Annotated in this window: 14 protein-coding genes; 12 read left to right on the forward strand and 2 right to left on the reverse strand. The window is 50.2% G+C overall.

The features are described from left to right. Positions 1 to 8 precede the first annotated feature (8 nt). The 3 genes from ACYSNS_RS13440 (at position 9) to ACYSNS_RS13450 (ending at position 5,973) form a co-directional block, all read left to right on the forward strand. Positions 9 to 2,195, forward strand: coding sequence for a type I secretion system permease/ATPase (locus tag ACYSNS_RS13440; RefSeq protein ID WP_461723685.1), 2,187 nt, complete (start codon positions 9 to 11; stop codon positions 2,193 to 2,195). Positions 2,196 to 2,200: 5 nt separating this feature from the next. Further along, positions 2,201 to 3,370, forward strand: coding sequence for an HlyD family efflux transporter periplasmic adaptor subunit (locus ACYSNS_RS13445; RefSeq protein ID WP_461723686.1), 1,170 nt, complete (start codon positions 2,201 to 2,203; stop codon positions 3,368 to 3,370). 185 nt (positions 3,371 to 3,555) lie between these two features. Beyond that, on the forward strand, positions 3,556 to 5,973 hold the full coding sequence (locus ACYSNS_RS13450; RefSeq protein ID WP_461723687.1) for a hypothetical protein: 2,418 nt from the start codon (positions 3,556 to 3,558) through the stop codon (positions 5,971 to 5,973). Positions 5,974 to 6,020: 47 nt separating this feature from the next. Here the strand turns inward: ACYSNS_RS13450 and ACYSNS_RS13455 are convergent, their stop codons facing one another. Beyond that, entirely contained in the window at positions 6,021 to 6,710 is a 690-nt protein-coding gene (locus ACYSNS_RS13455) for a GntR family transcriptional regulator (protein ID WP_461723688.1), read from the reverse strand. 193 nt (positions 6,711 to 6,903) lie between these two features. Here ACYSNS_RS13455 and ACYSNS_RS13460 point away from each other — a divergent pair, with 193 nt between their 5' ends. The 7 genes from ACYSNS_RS13460 (at position 6,904) to lpdA (ending at position 16,757) form a co-directional block, all read left to right on the forward strand. Next, entirely contained in the window at positions 6,904 to 7,668 is a 765-nt protein-coding gene (locus ACYSNS_RS13460; RefSeq protein WP_461723689.1) for a LamB/YcsF family protein, read from the forward strand. A gap of 13 nt (positions 7,669 to 7,681) precedes the next feature. Further along, the gene (gene pxpB / locus ACYSNS_RS13465; RefSeq protein WP_461723690.1) at positions 7,682 to 9,295 is read left to right on the forward strand and encodes a 5-oxoprolinase subunit PxpB; all 1,614 of its coding nucleotides are present in this window, start codon (positions 7,682 to 7,684) and stop codon (positions 9,293 to 9,295) included. A gap of 119 nt (positions 9,296 to 9,414) precedes the next feature. Next, complete coding sequence (locus ACYSNS_RS13470) at positions 9,415 to 11,151, forward strand: acetyl/propionyl/methylcrotonyl-CoA carboxylase subunit alpha (RefSeq protein WP_461723691.1); 1,737 nt, start codon at positions 9,415 to 9,417, stop codon at positions 11,149 to 11,151. Between the two features lie 622 nt (positions 11,152 to 11,773). Beyond that, complete coding sequence (locus ACYSNS_RS13475) at positions 11,774 to 13,009, forward strand: thiamine pyrophosphate-dependent enzyme (protein ID WP_461723692.1); 1,236 nt, start codon at positions 11,774 to 11,776, stop codon at positions 13,007 to 13,009. A gap of 2 nt (positions 13,010 to 13,011) precedes the next feature. Beyond that, on the forward strand, positions 13,012 to 14,028 hold the full coding sequence (locus ACYSNS_RS13480) for an alpha-ketoacid dehydrogenase subunit beta (RefSeq protein ID WP_461723693.1): 1,017 nt from the start codon (positions 13,012 to 13,014) through the stop codon (positions 14,026 to 14,028). 1 nt (position 14,029) lies between these two features. Next, positions 14,030 to 15,358, forward strand: coding sequence for a dihydrolipoamide acetyltransferase family protein (locus ACYSNS_RS13485; RefSeq protein WP_461723694.1), 1,329 nt, complete (start codon positions 14,030 to 14,032; stop codon positions 15,356 to 15,358). Positions 15,359 to 15,362: 4 nt separating this feature from the next. Next, the gene (lpdA, locus tag ACYSNS_RS13490) at positions 15,363 to 16,757 is read left to right on the forward strand and encodes a dihydrolipoyl dehydrogenase (protein ID WP_461723695.1); all 1,395 of its coding nucleotides are present in this window, start codon (positions 15,363 to 15,365) and stop codon (positions 16,755 to 16,757) included. A gap of 219 nt (positions 16,758 to 16,976) precedes the next feature. Here the strand turns inward: lpdA and ACYSNS_RS13495 are convergent, their stop codons facing one another. Then, positions 16,977 to 17,972, reverse strand: a complete 996-nt coding sequence (locus tag ACYSNS_RS13495) for an AraC family transcriptional regulator (protein ID WP_461723696.1) — start codon at positions 17,970 to 17,972, stop codon at positions 16,977 to 16,979. A gap of 206 nt (positions 17,973 to 18,178) precedes the next feature. Here ACYSNS_RS13495 and ACYSNS_RS13500 point away from each other — a divergent pair, with 206 nt between their 5' ends. Next, entirely contained in the window at positions 18,179 to 19,855 is a 1,677-nt protein-coding gene (locus ACYSNS_RS13500; RefSeq protein WP_461723697.1) for an AMP-binding protein, read from the forward strand. Further along, positions 19,852 to 20,616, forward strand: a complete 765-nt coding sequence (locus ACYSNS_RS13505) for a 3-hydroxyacyl-CoA dehydrogenase (protein WP_461723698.1) — start codon at positions 19,852 to 19,854, stop codon at positions 20,614 to 20,616. The genes ACYSNS_RS13500 and ACYSNS_RS13505 overlap by 4 nt, the downstream gene beginning before the upstream one ends. Positions 20,617 to 20,628: the final 12 nt, after the last annotated feature.

The raw sequence follows: 20,628 nt of genomic DNA on the forward strand, positions 1-20,628 counted from the left end.
AAACAAAAATGTCCGTTGACGAACAAAATGCAAAACCCTCGCTTCCGATTGAAGCATGGGTTGATATCATCCTATTGGCATCGCGAGAGCTCAGCACATCTGCCTCGCCAGAACTTGTGCGCAATGCAGCCACTTGGTCGGCCGGTCATCAGCAAGATGATACTATTGTTGATATTGCTTATGCATCCGGTCTTGATGCGCAATTCATCACAATTGATCTTGAAACAATCTCTAGTGCAATGCTGCCTTGTATCACCGAGTTAAAGGACACGGTGGGTCTTGTCACAAAGGTTTCCAGAGATACACTGACGGTTCATTTCAGCGTCGAAGGTTCTGTTTTCGAACGACAGGTATCGCTTAAGGATCTGGCTGATACATCAAAGATACGCGTGCTGCTTTTAAACCGTCGCCAGTCTGTGCGTGAAGATCGTTTGGACCGTTATCTCGAAGAGAAACCCGAGTCTTGGCTGCGCGGTATTTTTACTTCGAACTGGACGATCATCGGACAGCTTTGTCTCGGCGCTTTATTTGGCAATTTACTGGCGATCGGGACCTCGCTTTTTGCAATGCAGGTATGGGACCGTGTGGTTCCAGGAAGAGCAATCAACACTCTGTGGGTTTTAGCATCCGGCGTAGCCATCGCACTAATTTTAGAATTATGCATGAAGACTGCGCGTGTCGCCGTGACAGACCATTTCGGAAAACAGGCCGACTTGAAATTATCGGCCATGTTCTACGCGCGTACATTGAATATTCGCAATGACGCACGTCCGCGATCGCCTGGCACTTTGATTTCGCAATTACGCGATCTGGATCAAATGCGCGAACTGCTGACGTCGAGTACACTTGGTGTCTTGATCGATTTGCCGTTTGTTGTCGCTTTTCTTTTTATCATCTGGTCACTGGGCGGGCCTCTTGTCTGGGTGCCTGTCGCGGCAATTCCGCTTATTGTTTTGCCCGGTATCATCGCCCAGATTCCTCTTGCCAAGCTATCCAACCAAGGCATGGACGAGTCTACATTGCGTAATGCCATTTTGATGGAATCTATCTATCGCGCTGAAGATATTAAACTGCTGCAGGCCGAACCGCGTTTTCGCCGCCTGTGGAATGAAGTGAACAAGGTTAGCGGCGACATCAGCCTGAAACAGCGTCGTATCGCTTCTTTATTGATGAACTTTTCACAAATGATTCAGCAGCTTGCCTATGTGGGGGTCGTAATTGCGGGTGTTTATGGCATCTTGGATAGCCAGCTTTCTTTTGGTGCAGTGCTTGCATGTTCCATCCTTACCAGCCGGACAATTGCGCCGTTGGCTCAGGTGCCCGCTGTTTTGAGTAAATTGCAAAATGCACGTGTGGGCAAGAAAGCGCTGGATGGTTTGCTGACGCTACCAGTCGATCACGATGCAAAGTCGGAATATTACCATAAACCGAATATCATCGGTAAATATGAATTCGACAACGTTCTCTATGCATACGGGCCTGAAGAAAAGCCAGCACTTATCATTCCCAAGTTGCGTATCAAGGCGGGAGAGAAGATAGCCGTTTTGGGTCGTGTTGGCGCAGGAAAATCTACCTTTTTGCGTATGCTTGCAGGGTTGACTGCACCGGTTCAAGGTCAGGTGCAGCTGGATGGTACCCCGTTGAAGATGATTGATATCGCCGATATCCGCCGTGACGTTGGCGCCGTTTTGCAAGAAAGCAGCCTCTTCTATGGGACGCTGCGGGAAAATCTACTTATCGGAAATCCGTTGGCCAATGATGAGCAATTGCTCGAAGCCTTAAAGATGACCTGCGCGGACCAGCTGGTATTGAATCAACCGCATGGCTTAGATCTCAAGCTTCGTGAAAGTGGCGTTGGTTTGTCTGGCGGTCAAAAACAGGCAATACTTTTAAGCCGGATGTATCTGAGATCTCCCAATACGCTTATTTTGGATGAGCCGACAGCATCATTGGATGAAGCTTCAGAATTGGCGGTTTTAGAACGGATGGGAAATTGGCTGGGCGATCGTACTCTCATTGTAGCCACACATCGTTATCCGGTTTTGTCTCTCGTTGACCGTATCATCGTTATTGAAAACGGTCGCATCGTGCGGGACGGCCCCAAGGATGCATTGCTGGCAAACACCACCACGGCACAAACGCCAGAACAGACAGAGAATGGTTCACAGCGCCGTCCTGCACCAAGAAAGGTTTAAAATCGATGGATGTCGATAGTCTGGTAAAAGTCCGTAACATCGCAAACAAAACACGCGTCATGTTGTGGATTATGATTTTAGCAATCGGTGTGTTTATTGTGTGGGCCTATTTCGCTGAACTGAACGAGGTTGCCATCGGTGAAGGCAAGGTAACGCCTGCGTCTCGGGGACAAATTATTCAGAATTTGGAAGGAGGGATCCTTGCCGAATTGGATGTTCGTGAAGGTGATATTGTCGAGGAAGGGCAGAAACTTGCTTCCCTTGATCCTGCCAAAGCGCGCGCCAATGTCGAGGAAACCTTGGCAAAGATCATTGCGCTGCAAGCTCGTGCAGCCCGCCTTGATGCTGAGATTAACAATCGTGATGATGTAACTTTTCCCGATGAAATCAAAGATTCCAAAGATGTGATAGAACGTGAACGCGAACTGTTTTTTACCAATCGCCAAGCTTTTCAAAGCAATGTTATGAACTTAACGGAACAGCAAAAACTTGCTGAAAATGAAGTTCAGATCGCCCAACCATTGCTGAAGACAGGCGCTGCAAGTGAAGTGGAGGTATTGCGCTTGCGGCAGAATGCTGCCGAGTTGACATCTCGTCTGGCGGCAACGCGGAGTGAATATTACGTTGCTTTGCGGGCCGACTATGCCAAAACGATGGCCGATCTGGAACCATTGCTCAAGACCAAGGAAGGCTTGAACGATCTTTTAAGCCGGACTGTTATTCGGTCTCCTGCGCGAGGCATCGTCAAGGATATCCGCGTAACAACGATTGGCGGTATTGTTGCACCCGGTGGTGTTTTGATGGAGATTGTGCCACTTGGCGATCAATTGTTGATCGAAGCACGCTTAAGCCCGCGCGATATCGCATTTATCCATCCGGATCAGGAAGCAAATGTAAAAATCACAGCCTATGATTCAGCTATTTACGGTTCACTATCGGCCAAAGTGGTCACGGTTTCACCTGACTCGATACAGGACGATGTCGATAAAAAAATCAATTATTATCGCGCCTACGTTTTGACCGAAAACAGCTATCTGACGACAAAAGATGGAAAAAAACATCCCATCATGCCCGGCATGGTAGCGATGACAGAAATTCGCACAGGTGAGAAAACGGTTTTGGCCTATCTCATGAAACCTTTGAATAGAGCTGGTGAGGCCCTGCGTGAACGATAACTCGAAAATAAGGCCGCAGCACGTATCGCATGCGGCGTATTTTCGTTCAAAGATGAAAGGCTATGGGACAGCGGCTAATGACCCCAGCCGCACACTACAACATAGCCTTTCAGACCCAGCCTGTACCCCCCCAATAACAGGCTGGGTCACCCCGATTTAACAGCCAAAGGATATTGCAGATCATCATGACCAAATATGTCGCCTTACTCAAGAAAGCGATAGCGCATCGGCAAAATCCGACTGCGTCCTTCAGGCGCCATATCTATATTAAGGCACGCCTGGCCATCGACATGAAATTGCTGGAGGTCGAAGCGGCAGAGCCGGTTGTTAAACAGCATCGGGCTATGCTTGAAAAAGCAATTATGGATATCGAGACCTATTATATTTCTGAAACGATTATGAGCGAGTTGAAAAAATCCGGTGCGATAGCGCCATTGGATAAATCTTTCGCCGATGTCGAAGATGAACTTGATATTGAAGATAATTTTGATCAATTAGATGCGGTCGCCGAAAGGCACATCAAAACCAACCATCCAACTTTGTCCAGTCCGGCAACCCATGCAAACCCTGTTCATCAAAGGGTGAGGGACGAGATGGATGGCCTTCCAAAGGCTAATTTCGGGCAGCAGAAAAATACGGCAGAGGTTGTAAGCCATTCACAGCAAAATTCCAGTGATAGTACACCCGCCATCCGCGCGGAAAGCTTTGTAAAACCGGTTTCAGCTACACCGGACAAAAGCATGAGAAATGGCTCGAAAGACGAAAGTGGCGAACAATTTTCGGCAGCCTTGCAACAACTAAAAATGCAGACCAGCCGACGTTTTGAAAACACAGTGGAAGTTGCCGCGCAAAAAAACGTTCAGCAAAGCGAGGTCAAAGCCCAGCCTCAGAGTTTGTCTTCTGTGAATAGACCATTAAACGAAAAAACTGGTCACACTGTTGAAAAAACGCAGATCGAACGGAACGAGATACTGCAGACCAACCCGGACGGTGCCTATCAGGAGCAAAAACCGAAACGCCCCGTGGAGGATTTCAGCATCGATAGCGACAGCGCTATCCCGAATTTCTCGTTACAAACGGATAATATGTATGCAGCCTTTGGTGCGCCCTCGGCTTACCGTTCAAATCCATATCCACAAAACTTGAACCGGAATCGGGAAGACAGCCGATCAGCACAGAGCGAGGTTAAAAAGACAGAAGAACAGCCGCCGGTCGCAGAGGATACGGAGGATCGGGAGCCGTCCCCTTTTGACCAAATAGCATCCTTGGATGCGCTACCGGCGGAGGAAAAGACGCGAGGGAGTGACGAGGGTGCTTTACCGGAATTTCTGAAACAACCGCACAGCGATGTCAAACAGGCGTCTAATAAAGAAGAAGGTTCCAAGCTTAACCCACAGACCGTGCGGATCGAGATACAAAACGAGGTAAACGAAACAGCTGAACGCTTTCCAGCCGAAAGTATCGATAATCAGTGTTATCCAGCGAACGATGACCGCCGGCCTAACAAAGAGGCCCAAACGGAACAAACGATTTCTGTCGCTACGAATGCTGACAATCGTCATGGCAGGCAACGCTTACGAGATGACAAAAAGGTTCGGAGTTTCTTCAACATCGAAAAAATCGCTTATGTCGTCAATGGAACGATTATTCTCTTTCTTTGCATTGTCGCCTATTTTATTTTCAGTATGCTTTTCGGTACCGATCAGCGGGATACCCCGGCAACGAAGATTGCGGATAATGCGATACAAACGACCGACGGAAAGAAACCGCTTCAGCCGAGCGATGTGGCTAAAGGTAAAGTGATAACCAGTAAGAGTGACTTCCGTTTGTTGGCGGATGGCTCTGAGGTCAGTGCGCAGCAAACCCACATTGCACGTGACGATGCGTTCATGAACAAAACTTCTGAACCGCGCAAATCGGAATCCAAAACAGAGTTTGAAAAAACATCTGCTACGGATGACCTCAACGCGCTTTTGAGCGATGATACGCCCTATACATCATCGCTGACAGAAGCCGCATCTGCGACCACAGCGAATGCGGAACAAACGACTGATACAGCGAAATCTGCTGCGCCCGCACTATCCACAGCCATGTTGTATGATTGGGGTGCGGATAAAAAATGGCACAAACTGGCCTCAGCACAAGTCAATTGGTCGGTTCTGCCATTGACAACCAATGCTGCTGGCATTCGTGAATATGCGGCGAAATCTGACACTTTGTTTGCCGGACAATCGCTTGTGGCTGGAATTATTATCAAGCGCAATCATGATAAGAATTTAAACGCAACTTATATGATGGAATTGCGGTTCAAATATACCGGATCGGATCGAGAAAAGGTTATAGCCGATATTGAGCACATTGATCTTGAAACAAGCGATAAAGCCAGCAAGCAGAATTTCATTATCTCGAAATTTGATGATAATTACTTTGGTGCTGCGCTGTTGATTGATAATGTGCAAGTGAATAGCATAGATGAGCTGATGCAACAGTTTCAAGGCATCAATATCATTATGCAACGTTCGGATGGCCAGAAATATTTCATCTATATCGATAAGGGTGAAACCGGCAACAATGCCCTGCAAAAGGTCATCGCCATACGATAAAGCGATGGGCTGAGCTGGAAAGAAAACGGGTCCTTCGGCCTCTGCTCTTATACTTTACGCTTTGCGTAGGCTGCAAGGATCATGCGTTCTGAATCCATCAGATATCGTTTTAATAGTTCAGCCGCCTCCCTCACTTTATCTGTTTGTAACAGTTGCAGAATAGACCGATTGGTTGCAATAAAAGACGTGTGAAGATAACGGCTGTCGTTGATTAAGCCGAAAATCAGCCTGAGCTCGACAACCAGTTGCGAAAACTGTTTTGACAAGCGCTGGCTATCGGCCAATAAAACAAGTCCATGGTGAAAATGAATGTCGGCGGTGCCGACATCTTGCCACTGTTCAAGAGCGGAAAATCTCTCACCATCATCCACCGCTTTCTCGATATATAAAAGTGCGGGATGCGTTGGGCGTGATTGGGCGATGGCGCCGACTTCAATGATGCGCCGGACATTGTAGACATCCATAATTGAGGCGAGATCAGGCACGGTAACAAAGACGCCACGATTGGCATGATATTGCAAAAGATTGTCTTTGGTCAGACTCCGAAATGCCTCACGCAGCGTGTTGCGTGATACATCAAGTTTGCTGCATAAAGCCACTTCGGAAAGATGGTCGCCGGGGTGGTAATGGCCCTCCAATATATCGGACCGAATAGCGGCTGCTACCTGATCCGACAGAGAAGGGACCATGCCTTCATCCCGAATTTTTTGCTCTATTGTTTGGCGTTTTTCTTTCATTGTAAAATTTTACCCACTGGCATGCGCGTGACGCGATATCGCTGCCATAGACGCTGCTGGCCATGCTTTGGAAATCGTCGGGGAAGTATAAAACATATTGTAATGCTCTACAATCCATTATAAATTGTTCAACAATCATGATCGGTTATCAATGATAGTAGCCGGTTTTACGAGGTTAAGGGGAGGGACGTCGATGCCGTCGATCGATTTAAACAGCGATCTTGGAGAGAGCTTCGGGCTTTGGAAAATGGGTGATGACAGCCAAATGTTGTCAATTGTCACAAGTGCCAATGTCGCCTGTGGTTTTCATGCTGGTGATCCGGTGGGTATTCTGCAAACCTTGGAAGCGGCACGTTTGAATCATGTTCATATTGGTGCCCATATCGGCTATCGGGATCTGGTTGGATTTGGTCGTCGCAATATGGATCCATCGTCGCCAGAATTGAAAGGTGATGTCATCTATCAAATCGGCGCCTTGCAAGGGCTCGCCAAAGCGGCCAATATGCGTGTTTCCTATGTCAAACCGCATGGTGCATTATATAATACCATTGCCCATGATATGCGGCAGGCGGAAGCCGTGATTGATGGTATAAAAGCGATTGATCCCGACCTGGTGCTTATGGCTTTGGCAGGCTCTCCTTTGGTCGAATTTGCGCAACAATGCGGACTAAAGGTTGTTGCAGAAGCTTTTGCCGATCGTGCCTACCAATCCGATGGCACGCTTGTTCCAAGAAAGCAGGACGGCGCGGTATTGCACGATAGCGGTCAGGTTGGTGAACGCATGGTGCAACTGGTGAAGACCGGAACAATCACGGCCATAGATGGCTCTTTGGTTAACATCGAGGCGCAATCCATATGTCTTCATGGCGATAATCCTGAAGCTGTAGCGATGGCGCGTTCTGTCAAGCAACATCTCGCCGATGCCGGAATTGCTTTGCGCTCATTCATTGATTGTTGAAACGGGTTTATCAATGCTTTTTCTGCCCGTAAATGATGTCAGCTTTTTAATTGAATTGACTGATCTTGCCAAAACTTTGGCTTTGTTTGATGCGCTTAGCAACGCAAGACTTGCCGGGGTTGTTGAAATTGTGCCGGCTGCAAGAACGCTGCTTATTGCTTTTGAACCGAGCCTGACCAATTCTCGCATATTGCAATCTGCTATATCTGCAATGGAGCCGAATAAACAGCGCGAGGTCGGTGAACAGTGTGTTGAGATACCTGTCGTTTATAATGGTGAAGATCTAGACGATGTTGCCCGCCTCTTGAAGCTGACACGCGAGGACGTTGTCCGTCGCCATACCGAGAGCGATTACACCGTTGCCTTTACAGGGTTTGCTCCCGGATTTGCTTATCTAAGTGGCGGTGATCCGATTTTTGATGTCCCGCGGCGACAAAGTCCGCGGACTGTTATACCCGCCGGTTCTGTCGCTCTGGCAGGAAAATTCAGCGGTATCTATCCTCAGGCAAGCCCCGGTGGGTGGCAGTTGCTCGGTGTAACGGATGTCAAAATGTTTGATCTGGAACGCCAGCCCCCTGCATTGCTGCAACCGGGTATGCGGGTTAAGTTTGTCGATGCTGCTACACGGCAGAATCCGGTCCGTGTAAGCGGGACGCAGTTGCAAAAACTGAAACAGGCGCCTGTTGTGAAATCGACGAAAGAGCAATACCGCATTGCAGGGTTCGAAGTTTTATCGACTTTAATGCCAGCCTTTATTGAGGATCAGGGGAGGCCTTTGCAAGCCGCACAAGGACTATCGCCTTCTGGAGCACTTGACCAATCTGCCATGGCAAATGCCAATCGTCTGGTTGGAAATGATAGTCAATCCTGTATCTTGGAAATAACCTTTGGCCAAATAACGTTAAAGGCGCTTGACGCGGCTGTTGTAGCATTTACCGGTGCGTCCTGCCCAATGACGATTGAGACGGATTCAGGTGTCCGTCTTGATGTGGCAAAGAACAAACCTGTAGCCGTTGAAAAAGGCGACCGACTTACCATTGGTTCGGCCAGTGTTGGATTTCGCTGCTATATGGCGGTCAGAGGTGGTTTTGATGTGCCAATGGTTCTCGGCAGTGCCTCGCGCGATACATTGGCCAATCTGGGGCCTGAACCGGTCGTTCAGTCAAGCCTTTTATATATCCGTAGAGACAAGCATTGTGCACCGGTGGAGCTCGAGTCTTCAGATGCATTTTTGATGCCCGCAGCAGGCGATACGGTTGTGCTTGATATTGTTTTAGGGCCGCGTACGAACTGGTTTACGGATGAAGCTATCCGTTTGCTGCGTGAGCAGCCTTGGTGTGTGAGTGCGCAGACAAGCCGTGTCGGCATGCGGCTTAAAGGTGAGAGGCCTTTGGGACGTGCCATTACGGATGAATTGCCAAGTGAAGGAACCGTCACCGGTGCGATCCAGGTCCCTGCAAATGGGCAGCCGGTACTTTTTCTGCGTGATCGGCCATTGACGGGTGGCTACCCGGTCATAGGCAATGTGGCGCGGCACCATCTTGATCTGGCAGCGCAAATTCCTGTTGGCTGCTTCATCCGTTTCAACCCGCTGAATCGTTTTGCAAAAAACAGTCTTAATTTGTGATCAGCCGCAATTCCCGGAAAGTGTGAAGCGGTTTTCGGGAATTGCGGTAAAAAAAAGAGTTAAAGCAGATCTGCGGCCCAACATAAGATAGATCTGATTTATCCGCAAAGAGGTGAAAAATGAAAAAAATATTGATTGCCAATCGCGGTGAGATTGCCCTGCGTGTCATCCGTGCCGCACGGGATTATGGCGTAGCGTCTGTCGCTGTCTACGCTGATGCCGACAATGCCGCCTTGTTTGTCAAACATGCCGACGAAGCTTATGCCCTTGATGGATATACGCCACAAGAAACATATCTTAACATTGATAAAATTCTTGCGATTGCCAAAAGGTGCCATGCGGATGCGGTGCATCCCGGTTATGGCTTTTTATCGGAAAGTTCGGAGTTTGCCCGCCGTGTTATCGACGCCGGCCTAATCTGGATTGGCCCATCGCCAAAGGTTATCGATCTCTTGGGCGACAAGGTGCAGGCCCGTTTGATAGCGCAGCGCGTAGGAGCGCCATTGGTGGCCGGGAGTAAAGGCATGGTCGAGAGCAGTGACGAGGTTGCTGCTTTTGCTGCTACCCATGGCTACCCTGTTGCGATTAAAGCTGCGCATGGCGGCGGCGGGCGCGGAATGAAAGTCGTATGGAAGGCACAGGATGTCGACGAGTTATATCATTCGGCCGTTCGGGAGGCGGAGACCGCCTTTGGCCGCGGTGAATGCTATGTCGAGCAATTTCTTGATCGTCCGCGCCACGTCGAAGCGCAAATTATCGCCGATACACATGGTCATGTTGTGGTTGTCGGAACACGCGATTGCTCGATGCAGCGGCGAAATCAGAAACTGATCGAGGAAGCACCAGCACCTTTTTTAACGGATGATGAGCGCAAGCGTATCCATAATGCTGCAGCCGATATATGCCGTGAGGCAAAATATTGCGGTGCCGGAACGGTGGAATTTCTGCTGGGTAAAAACGGCGTTGTATCCTTTCTTGAAGTCAATACACGCTTGCAGGTTGAGCATCCGGTTACAGAAGAGACGACGGGAATTGATCTGGTTGTGGAGCAATTGCGTATTGCCGATGGCTTGGCCTTAAGCATCACCGAAACACCGGAACCGATGGGCCATGCGATTGAGTTTCGCATTAATGCAGAAGATGTCGGACGCGGTTTTTTGCCTTCGCCCGGTGAAATAACCCGTTTCAATCCCCCATCGGGTCTAGGTGTGCGTCTTGATAGTGGCGTGACGGCGGGAGACGCCGTGGCCCCGATGTTTGACTCGATGATGGCAAAGCTTATTGTAACCGGTCAAACACGCGCGCAAGCGCTGGCCCGCGCCGTTCGTGCTTTGGCAGAATTCGAGATTGAAGGTGTCGCTTCGGTTTTGCCGTTCCACCGTCTTGCCGTTAAACACCCTGATTTTATCGGACATGACGGATTTAAAATTCACACCCGCTGGATCGAGACCGACTTTGCCGAGCCCATGGCAATGGCAGCCCGTGGCGAAATGAAAGAGGAAAGCGTTAGCCGGTTTATGATCGAGCTTGATGGGAAACGCGTTGAACTGGGGCTACCCAGTGCATTTCTGCGGCAATTGGGTGGCTTTTCTGCAGCCGCAAGCCAATTTCCATCCGACGAGCAAAGACAACAAAATGCAGGTGATGTTTGTGCACCGATACCTGGCACTATTAGAACTTGGCTTGTTGAAGATGGTGCCAAGGTTGAGAAGGGCGAAAAAATTGCCATTATGGAAGCCATGAAAATGGAAACCGCGATTGTTGCACCGATAAACGGCTGTCTTTCTATCCAATGTCTGGAGGATACAACTCAAAAAGTCGGCGCCATTATCGCCACAATACAGGCGCAACCGTAAAGCCTTAGATCAATAACGCTAGGGTCAGGACTTATTCATTTGAATGATATGGCAAAATAGAGCGCTTTTCGACCTGATGCTATCAGGCCGGCGCGTCTCAAGCTTTTGATTTGTCGCGGTATCTTATCCGATTGACGATTTACATCAATCGGGAACCGCTCTAAACAGCAAAGAGATGCGCGAAGGAAAGCGAAAGGCAAGTGGTATAGTTAGCTATGAGCTTTTCTCACATGCAGATCGAAGCTGTTTTTGTGTGCCTTCGGGATATGGTCAATTTTGCTGAAATTCAAGTCGAAGCCCCTTGAAGATATTCATATTGCCTTTGGCTCTTCCCCTCGTTCTCAACAAAATTTCCTCATACCATTTCGTTCAAATGAATAGGTCCTGACCCTAATGATGATGTGATCGATACTGTTTTAGTCCCCCGATTTTAGGGGGCAATGTATTGCATTAGGAAAGTAAAGTGATGCGTTTTTGTTATAAAAAAAGCAAAAATAGTCTTGCCATGAAATAATATGGCGTATTTCGCCTTTTAACGGCCGGCTTTATTTATTGGCTTGCCAGAATAGTTTTTTTCCATTGCAATAGGCTGTCTTTCAAAATCAACAGGAGGAGGTTGACGATGGAAGCTTATAGACCGCTTTTGCTACAGATACCGGAACCCAAAATGCGCCCCGGTGATCTGCCGGATTTTTCGTCAATGGAAATACCCAAGGCCGGTTCCGTACCGCGCCCGCCGATTGATGTCGAGCCGCATTTGATCCGCAAACTCGCATTTTCGATTATCCGCGTTCTGGATAGATCAGGACATGCGGTGGGCGAATGGGCTGTCGATGGATTGAGCCATCAAAGCCTGCTGGATGGTTTGCGCCATATGATGACATTGCGCATCTTCGACCAACGTATGTTTACCGCACAACGGCAAGGTAAAACATCATTTTACATGCAGCATCTGGGTGAAGAAGCGGTAAGCTGCGCATTTCGCATGGCACTGCACCAAGGCGATATGAACTTCACCACCTACCGTCAGGCTGGTATGCTGATTGCCGGCGGTTATCCGATTGTCAGCATGATGAACCAGATTTTTTCCAATGCTGCCGATCCGTTGAAAGGCCGTCAGATGCCGGTCATGTATTCATCGCGGGAATTTGGTTTTTTTACCCTGTCGGGCAATCTGGCGACCCAGCTAGCACAAGGTGTTGGCTGGGCCATGGCATCAGCACTTTCCGGTGATACGCGCATTGCAACGGCTTGGGTGGGAGACGGCGCGACAGCAGAATCCGATTTCCATTCGGCAATGGTGTTTGCTTCGACCTATCAGGCACCGGTGGTGCTCAACGTCGTCAATAATCAATGGGCCATCTCGACGTTTCAAGGCATGGCACGGGGTAACTCCGCGACGTTTGCGGCGCGCGGGCTTGGTTTTGGCATTCCAGCGTTGCGGGTGGATGGCAACGATTATCTGGCCGTTTATGCTGTTGCAAAATGGGCGGTTGAAAGGGCACGATGCAACCACGGGCCAACCTTGATCGAGCATGTAACCTATCGCTCAGGCGCGCATTCCACATCCGATGATCCCACCGGATACAGGCCCAAAGATGAGTCAACGGTCTGGCCATTGGGTGATCCGGTCGAACGGCTGAAACAGCATCTGATTGTTGCAGGCGTATGGAGCGAAGAGCGCCATAAGCAGGCGGAAGCCGAAATACTGGACACAGTTATCGCGGCGCAAAAAGAAGCAGAAGCCTTTGGCACGCTACATTCGGGTCGCCATCCTACAGCGCGAGATATGTTTGAGGGAGTCTATGCCGAAATGCCGTCCCATCTCAGGCAGCAACGACAGAAAATGGGGGTATGATCATGGCACGTTCGACAATGATAGAAGCCATCCGCTCGGCCATGGATGTTGCGATGGAACGAGACAACAAGGTTGTCGTTTTTGGCGAAGATGTCGGCTATTTCGGCGGTGTTTTCCGCTGCACACAGGGCTTGCAAAAAAAATATGGCAAACAGCGATGCTTTGATACACCGATCAGTGAATCCGGCATTGTCGGTGCGGCTATCGGCATGGCAGCCTACGGATTGCGGCCATGTATTGAAATCCAGTTTGCGGATTATTTTTATCCTGCCTATGACCAGATATCACAAGAGGCCGCACGTATTCGCTATCGGTCCAACGGCGATTTTACCTGCCCGCTTGTCATCCGTATGCCCACAGGCGGCGGTATATTTGGCGGCCAGACCCATAGCCAGAGTCCGGAAGCGTTGTTTACCCATGTTGCAGGCCTCAAAGTGGTTGTGCCTTCCACGCCGCATGATGCGAAAGGACTGCTGATTGCGGCAATTGAAGATCCGGATCCGGTTGTTTTTCTGGAGCCAAAAAGGCTTTATAATGGTCCATTTGACGGTCATCATGAAAAGCCGGTGACACCATGGGCGCGCAATGTTTGGGCGGAAACGCCGGATGGCCACTACACTATTCCACTTGGCACAGCCGCCGTGCGAAGGGAAGGTTCCGCGCTAACGGTTCTGACCTATGGCACGATGGTTCACGTGGCATTGGCCGCGGCTGACGAAACCGGCATTGATGCCGAGATCATCGACATTCGTACGCTCGTACCGGTCGATCTGCCAGCTATTATTCGCTCTGTGCAAAAAACCGGCCGATGCATTGTGGTGCATGAGGCAACCATGACATCGGGTTTTGGTGCCGAACTCGTCGCATTGGTCGAGGAGCATTGTTTCTTTGATCTGGAAGCCCCGATCATCCGTGTCACCGGCTGGGATACACCCTATCCGCATGCGCAGGAATGGGATTATTTCCCCGGGCCGGGCCGCGTTGGACAGGCAATGCGCGATGTCATGGAGGTTGTGTGAAATGGCCGAATTTATTATCAAATTGCCCGATGTCGGCGAAGGGGTTGCAGAAGCGGAACTTGTCGAGTGGAATGTCAAACCCGGAGATTTCATTGCCGAGGATGCGATTGTCGGCGCTGTCATGACCGACAAGGCAACGGTGGAAATACCATCGCCTGTGGCGGGAACGGTCTTATGGTTAGGGGCTGAAATTGGAGAAAAAGTGGCAACCGGTGCGGCTTTGGTACGCTTGGAAACCGATCAGCATGACGCCATAGCGCAAGCCGCAACGCATCGGGATGCGTTGGTCGATACAGCCGATGAAGAAGATGGGCAAGGGACATTGGAAACGCGGCCAATACGGGACGCTGAAACAAAAACGCCAAAACACAATGAAAAGCTCGAGCACGATGAAAGGCTTGGGCAGGATGAGACGTCAGGGTCTGCTTATCGCATGCATGAACCGGTGAAAGAGCGCTCCCGCCCACGGGCTTCTCCGGCGGTCAGACTGCGAGCGAGCGAGGCCGGAATTGATTTGCGCCGCATACAAGGCAGCGGGCCTGCCGGTCGTGTGGTTCACGCTGATATCGATACATATCTTGCAACGCAGCAACATCCCGCATCGCATCAGGGCTTGTCCAGAAGACATGATAGCAAGGAAATAAAGGTGGTCGGTCTAAGGCGGTTGATTGCAGAAAAGATGCAGCAATCAAAAGCCCATATTCCGCATATAACCTATTGTGAAGAAATCGACATGACGGAGGTTGAGACGCTGCGCTCGGCGCTGAATGAGAAAAGTGTCGATGGAAGCGAACCGAAACTGACACTTTTACCCTTTATCATGCAGGCCATGGTCAAGGCCATTGACGGACAACCACAGATCAATGCGCATTTTGATGACGGGGCAGGCGTCCTTCGTGTCTCACACGCCGTTCATATCGGAATAGCCACCCAAACCCCTGCAGGTCTGATGGTGCCTGTTGTGCAACATGTCGAAGCCAGAACCTTGTGGGGGTGCGCCGGTGAAATTGCGAGATTGTCACAGGCAGCAAAAGCAGGTACCGCCACCCGCACGGAATTGACCGGATCGACGATCACGCTTTCCTCGCTCGGGTCGCTAGGCGGTATCATGTCGACACCGATTATCAATTATCCGGAAGTTGCCATTATCGGCGTCAATAAGCTGGCCATGCGCCCCGTTTGGAATGGCCAGCAATTCATCGCCCGCAAGATGATGAACCTTTCATCGGCCTTCGATCATCGCGTAATCGATGGCTATGATGCGGCCGTTTTTGTGCAGCGTATAAAAGCATTACTTGAAACACCGGCAATGTTGTTCGTCGAGGGGTAGAATCATGAATGAACTGTCATGCAAATTACTCGTTATTGGCGGCGGCCCGGGTGGCTATGTCTGCGCGATCAACGCTGCCAAGGCGGGTGTCGATACGATGATTGTTGATGCGGCTGAATGGGGCGGCACCTGCTTGAAAGTCGGCTGTATTCCATCAAAGGCACTGATTGAGGCAGCCGAAATTCATCACAATATTTCCATGCTTTGCGAGCAACCGCAAAATTTCGGCATTTCCGTTGCAAAACCGCAATTGGATCTGCGTAAAACCATGGCGTGGAAAAACGGGATTGTCAGCCGTCTTTCTGCAGGAGTTGCAGGCTTGTTGAAAAAAGCCGGTGTGCGCACCATTTTTGGTCATGCGCGGTTTTGCGATGGTCGTCATGTTGAGATTGAAAGTGAAACCGGACTGCACCGCGTGACAGCGGAAAATATTGTCATCGCCACAGGTTCCGTTCCAGCATCATTGCCCAATCTGCCTTTCGGCGGGCCGGTTTTATCTTCGACCGATATTCTTTCGCTCGAAGACATCCCGCAGTCGCTTGCGGTGGTCGGTGGTGGTTATATCGGCATGGAATTGGGCATGGCTTTTGCAAAGATGGGGGCGAGTGTGACAGTTGTTGAAGCAGGAGAGGCGTTTCTGCCTGTCTATGATAAAGAACTTACGCAGCCTGTTGCAAAAAATGCCGCGGAACTGGGCATGAAGATTTTAACGACGACAAAAGCAAAAGCATTGTCGCCCGATGGAAAGCATTTGCAGGTGAGCGACGCAACCGGGCAACCGCTTTTGATTGCAGCGGAAAAGATACTGGTCACGATCGGGCGTAAATCGCAACTTGATGGTTGGGGGCGTGAGGAATTGGTGCTGGATATGGAAGGTTCCTTTATTCGTATTGATGACCAGTGCCGCACGTCCATGTCTGGAATCTACGCCATTGGCGATGTGACGGGTGAACCAATGTTAGCCCATCGGGCAATGGCGCAAGGGGCTATTGTTGCCGAAATTATCGGTGGGAAAAAACGACGTTTCGCCCCTGCCGCTATTCCGGCAGTATGTTTTACCGATCCCGAAATTGTCGCTGTCGGCCTATTGCCCCATCAGGCTCAGGAACGCGGACAGGTCTTAGTGGGTAGCTTTCCATTCCGCGCCAATGGAAGAGCACTGACCAAGCATGCAGACGAAGGCTTCATCCGCATTGTGGCACGCGCCGATGACCATCTGGTTTTGGGTATTCAGGCCGTCGGCAGCGGGGTGTCAGAGCTTTCCGCCGGTTTTGCTTTGGCTTTGGAGATGGGTGCATGTCTGGAAGATATAGCGGGAACAATCCACGCCCATCCCACCATGTCCGAGGCGCTGCATGAAGCCGCATTGGCGGCTTTGGGCAAGGCTGTGCATATCTAGAGCAATTCCCGAAAAGTGTGAAACGCATCCGCAGGAGAATTGATTCACTGGATCAATTCTTTATCCTGCTCCTATCGGATAAGAATTGCGGTAAAACAGAGAGTTAGAGCAAATCAATGGTTCAATATCAAGAAGACTTGCTCTAGAGCGTTTTCCAAAAAGCGAGATGGGCTTTTCGCAAAACGCTCTAAGAATATCTGCTTTGATAGATAAGGCAGCTCAGCCTGCTTGTTTGATATCCATTCGGTATTTGGCAGGTGTCAGGCCTGTCCATTTTGCAAAGGCGCGATAAAAGGTGCTCGGCTCGGCAAAACCGAGTTTTGCGGAAATATCTGCAACGCTCAAGCCTGTTTCCAGCAGCTGTATGGCACGATCACGACGCAGCGAATTTTTGATGTCGTGATAATTTGTGCCTTCGTTCATTAACATACGGCGCAATGTTGACGGGGCTATGCGCATCTCGCGGGCGAGCGTGTTAAAATCCGGCCAATTGGCACAATCTCTATAGCTGAGTTTTTTGCGAACCGCCATTTCCACACCGCTATCGTGGCGATAGCGCATCAGAATATTGGCAGGGGCAGCTTTGAGAAAATCCTTCAACGCTTTTTCGCTTCGCTTGATGGGAAGATCTAGATAATGCTCGGAAAAATGCAAGGCACTGCAGCGCTGGCTGAAATTAACTTTCGCGCCGAAAAAAAGTGCATAGCCGCTTTCATGGTCGGGCTGTTTGCACCGGAAGGCCACCGACTGGATTGGAATACGCCGACCAATCAAAAAACAGCTGATGCCATGAAGAAGAATCCAGAATGCCCGATAGGCAAAAGCGGAGCGCGGTGGGCCGCCGTCATCCAATGTGATTGTGGCCAAGCCGTTTTCGCGGTGCAATGTGCCACATGGATAATCGAGGATGATTTTCAAAAACCGTAATGCGCGTCGGATAGCGTGTTCAAGATGGTGCGTATGTAAGACTGTATGCCCAAGAAGGGTGAAGCTGCCGGGCCGCATGGCGCGCGCACCAAGACCGAAAAACTCGTCATTCATGGCTTCTGCCATAGCCAGCCACAAGGCGCCATATTGTTCGGCATTCACCGGCTGATTTGGAATTGCATCAAATCCGACTTTTGCCAATATTGCCAAAGGGGCGATATTTTGCGCTTGCAAACAGGCCAAAGCATCTGAGACAAATTTCTCTGAGATAAGGCCGCGCTCTTCCATACTTCCTCCATAAGCTTCAGTCAAAATATGGCAAAACTGCTCATTCATTATAGCTTTTTTGACTATAGATTGCCAGAAAATATGCGCTACACTTTTGCGATAACTGAGCAAGGGAAGAAAATTAAAAGCGGCAAAAAAAATATATCAAAAAGCCGCAGCATAAAGACGGCACCAAGCTTACGGGCTTGGTTGAATGGGAGGATAATATGAGCCAAAGTGGAGCGCTTTTGCGGTCTGAAGAAGCCGACTATGCCGAGATTTGGGAAAATTTCTCTCTCGATACGCTAGCGGATTGTTTTGATGGCGATATGGAACGCGGCATCAATGCCTGTATCGAATGTTGTGACCGCCATGTCGGCAGCCACAAGACGGCACTGATTTTCGAAGACGAAAGAGGCAACAAAGCGCGCTATAGTTTCGAAGAGCTGCGCGATGAATCTGCCCGGTTTGCCAACGTATTGACATCGTTAGGCCTGCGGCCGGGTGATGTCGTCTCGGGTATGTTACCGCGGCGGCCTGAACTTTTGATGGTGATATTGGGCACATGGCGCGCAGGCTGTGTCTATCAACCAGTGTTTACGGCTTTCGGGTCAAAATCCATCCAGCAACGTTTGACGATTAGTCAGGCAAAGCTGATTGTCACCGATCCGGCAAACCGCCCCAAGCTTAACGACGTTGAAAACTGTCCTGCTATCGCTGTTTATGCAGGTGAAGGAACGACGATCGACAATACAGATGATATTGATCTGCGCCGTGTGATGGCGCGGCAATCGACCGATTTTGAACCGGTCTTGCGCAAGGGTTCCGATCTCTTCATGATGATGGCGACATCCGGCACAACGGGGTTGTCCAAAGGCGTTGCGGTGCCGCTTTTCGCGCTCTACGCTTTTTACGTTTATATGCGTGATGCGATCGATTTGCGCCAAGATGACCGATTTTGGAATATCGCTGATCCCGGTTGGGCCTACGGTCTGTATTACGCGGTAACCGGTCCGCTGTCCCATGGGGCGACGACACTTTTCTATGATGGGCATTTCAATGCCCGATCGACCTATGACATGATCCGCCGATACGATATCAACAATCTTGCCGGCGCGCCCACAGCCTACCGTTTGCTGATTGCGGCGGGGGCTGAAGCGGCAGAGCCAATCAAAGGGCGTTTGCGTGTGGTATCAAGCGCGGGCGAACCGCTTAATCCCGAAGTCATTCGCTGGTTTGACGAGCATTTGCATGTGCCGATCTATGACCATTATGGACAGACGGAGCTTGGCATGTTTGTCAATAATCATCATCGGCTTGCCCATGATTTTTTGCCGGGGTCTGCCGGTTTTGCCATGCCTGGTTACCGCGTTGCGGTTCTGGACGAGAATGACCGTGAGCTACCGCCTGGCCAGCAAGGTATTTTGGCCATTGATATTGGCCGCTCGCCATTGTTCTGGTTTTTAGGCTATCACAACCGTGAAACGCCGGCGATCGCCAACGGTTACTACCGCACCGGTGATACGGTGTTATTGGAAGCAACCGGCCAATATAGCTTTGTCGGCCGCGATGATGATATCATTACGTCGTCCGGCTATAGGATAGGCCCGTTCGAGGTTGAAAGCGCATTGCTGGAACATGCTGCGGTTCGGGAATCTGCGGTCGTGGGCATACCGGATCCGGAGCGCACCGAAATTGTCAAAGCCTTCATTGTTCTCAACGACGGCTTCAAGCCCTCGGACGCTTTGTTTGATGACTTGCAAAAATACGTCCGCAAACGCCTTTCAGCCCATGCCTATCCGCGCTTGATCGACTTTGTTTCAGAGCTGCCCAAAACACCAAGCGGCAAAATTCAGCGGTTTTTGTTGCGGCAAAGCGCATTGGAAAAAGGAGCTTCGGCATGAAGTTGCAAGACAGTGTTTTTCTCGTCACGGGTGCTGGTTCAGGGCTGGGAGCGGCGGTCAGCCGAATGGTGGTTGCAGCGGGAGGAAAAGTGGTTCTGGCCGACCTTAAAAAAGGTGAAGAAGACCTTATTGCGCAAAGCCAGGGACGGGCGGTTTTCATCAAAACCGATGTAACAAATGAGCATGACGGCCTCAATGCGGTAGACGGCGCAAAGCGTGCATTTGGAAGGCTGGATGTGCTTGTCAATTGCGCCGGTATTGCACCGGCGGAAAAGCTCGTTGGCCGCGAAGGGCCACATGATCTGGAACGTTTTTCGAAAATAATCACCACCAATCTTATCGGCACATTCAATATGACGCGGCTTTGTGCCGATGTGATGAGTAGGCAGGAACCGGGCGTTGATGGTGAACGCGGTGTTATTATCATGACCTCTTCCATTTCGGCCTTTGATGGGCAGATTGGCCAAGTCGCCTATGCGGCATCCAAAGCCGGTGTTGCGGGTATGGCCCTGCCAATAGCACGCGAGATGGCACGTTTCGGCATAAGGTGTGTTGCCATTGCACCGGGCATATTTGAAACGCCGATGATGGCCGGCATGCCTGAGGCCGTAAGAGACAGTCTGGGTGCAAGCGTCCCCTTTCCATCGCGTTTGGGTAAACCGCAAGAATATGCCGCGTTGGTCCGTCATATTTGCGAAAACATGATGTTGAATGGCGAAACAATCCGGCTTGATGGCGCCCTGCGCATGGCACCCAAATGAGCCATCGCGTCC

It is taken from the genome of Bartonella sp. LJL80, from assembly GCF_054871565.1.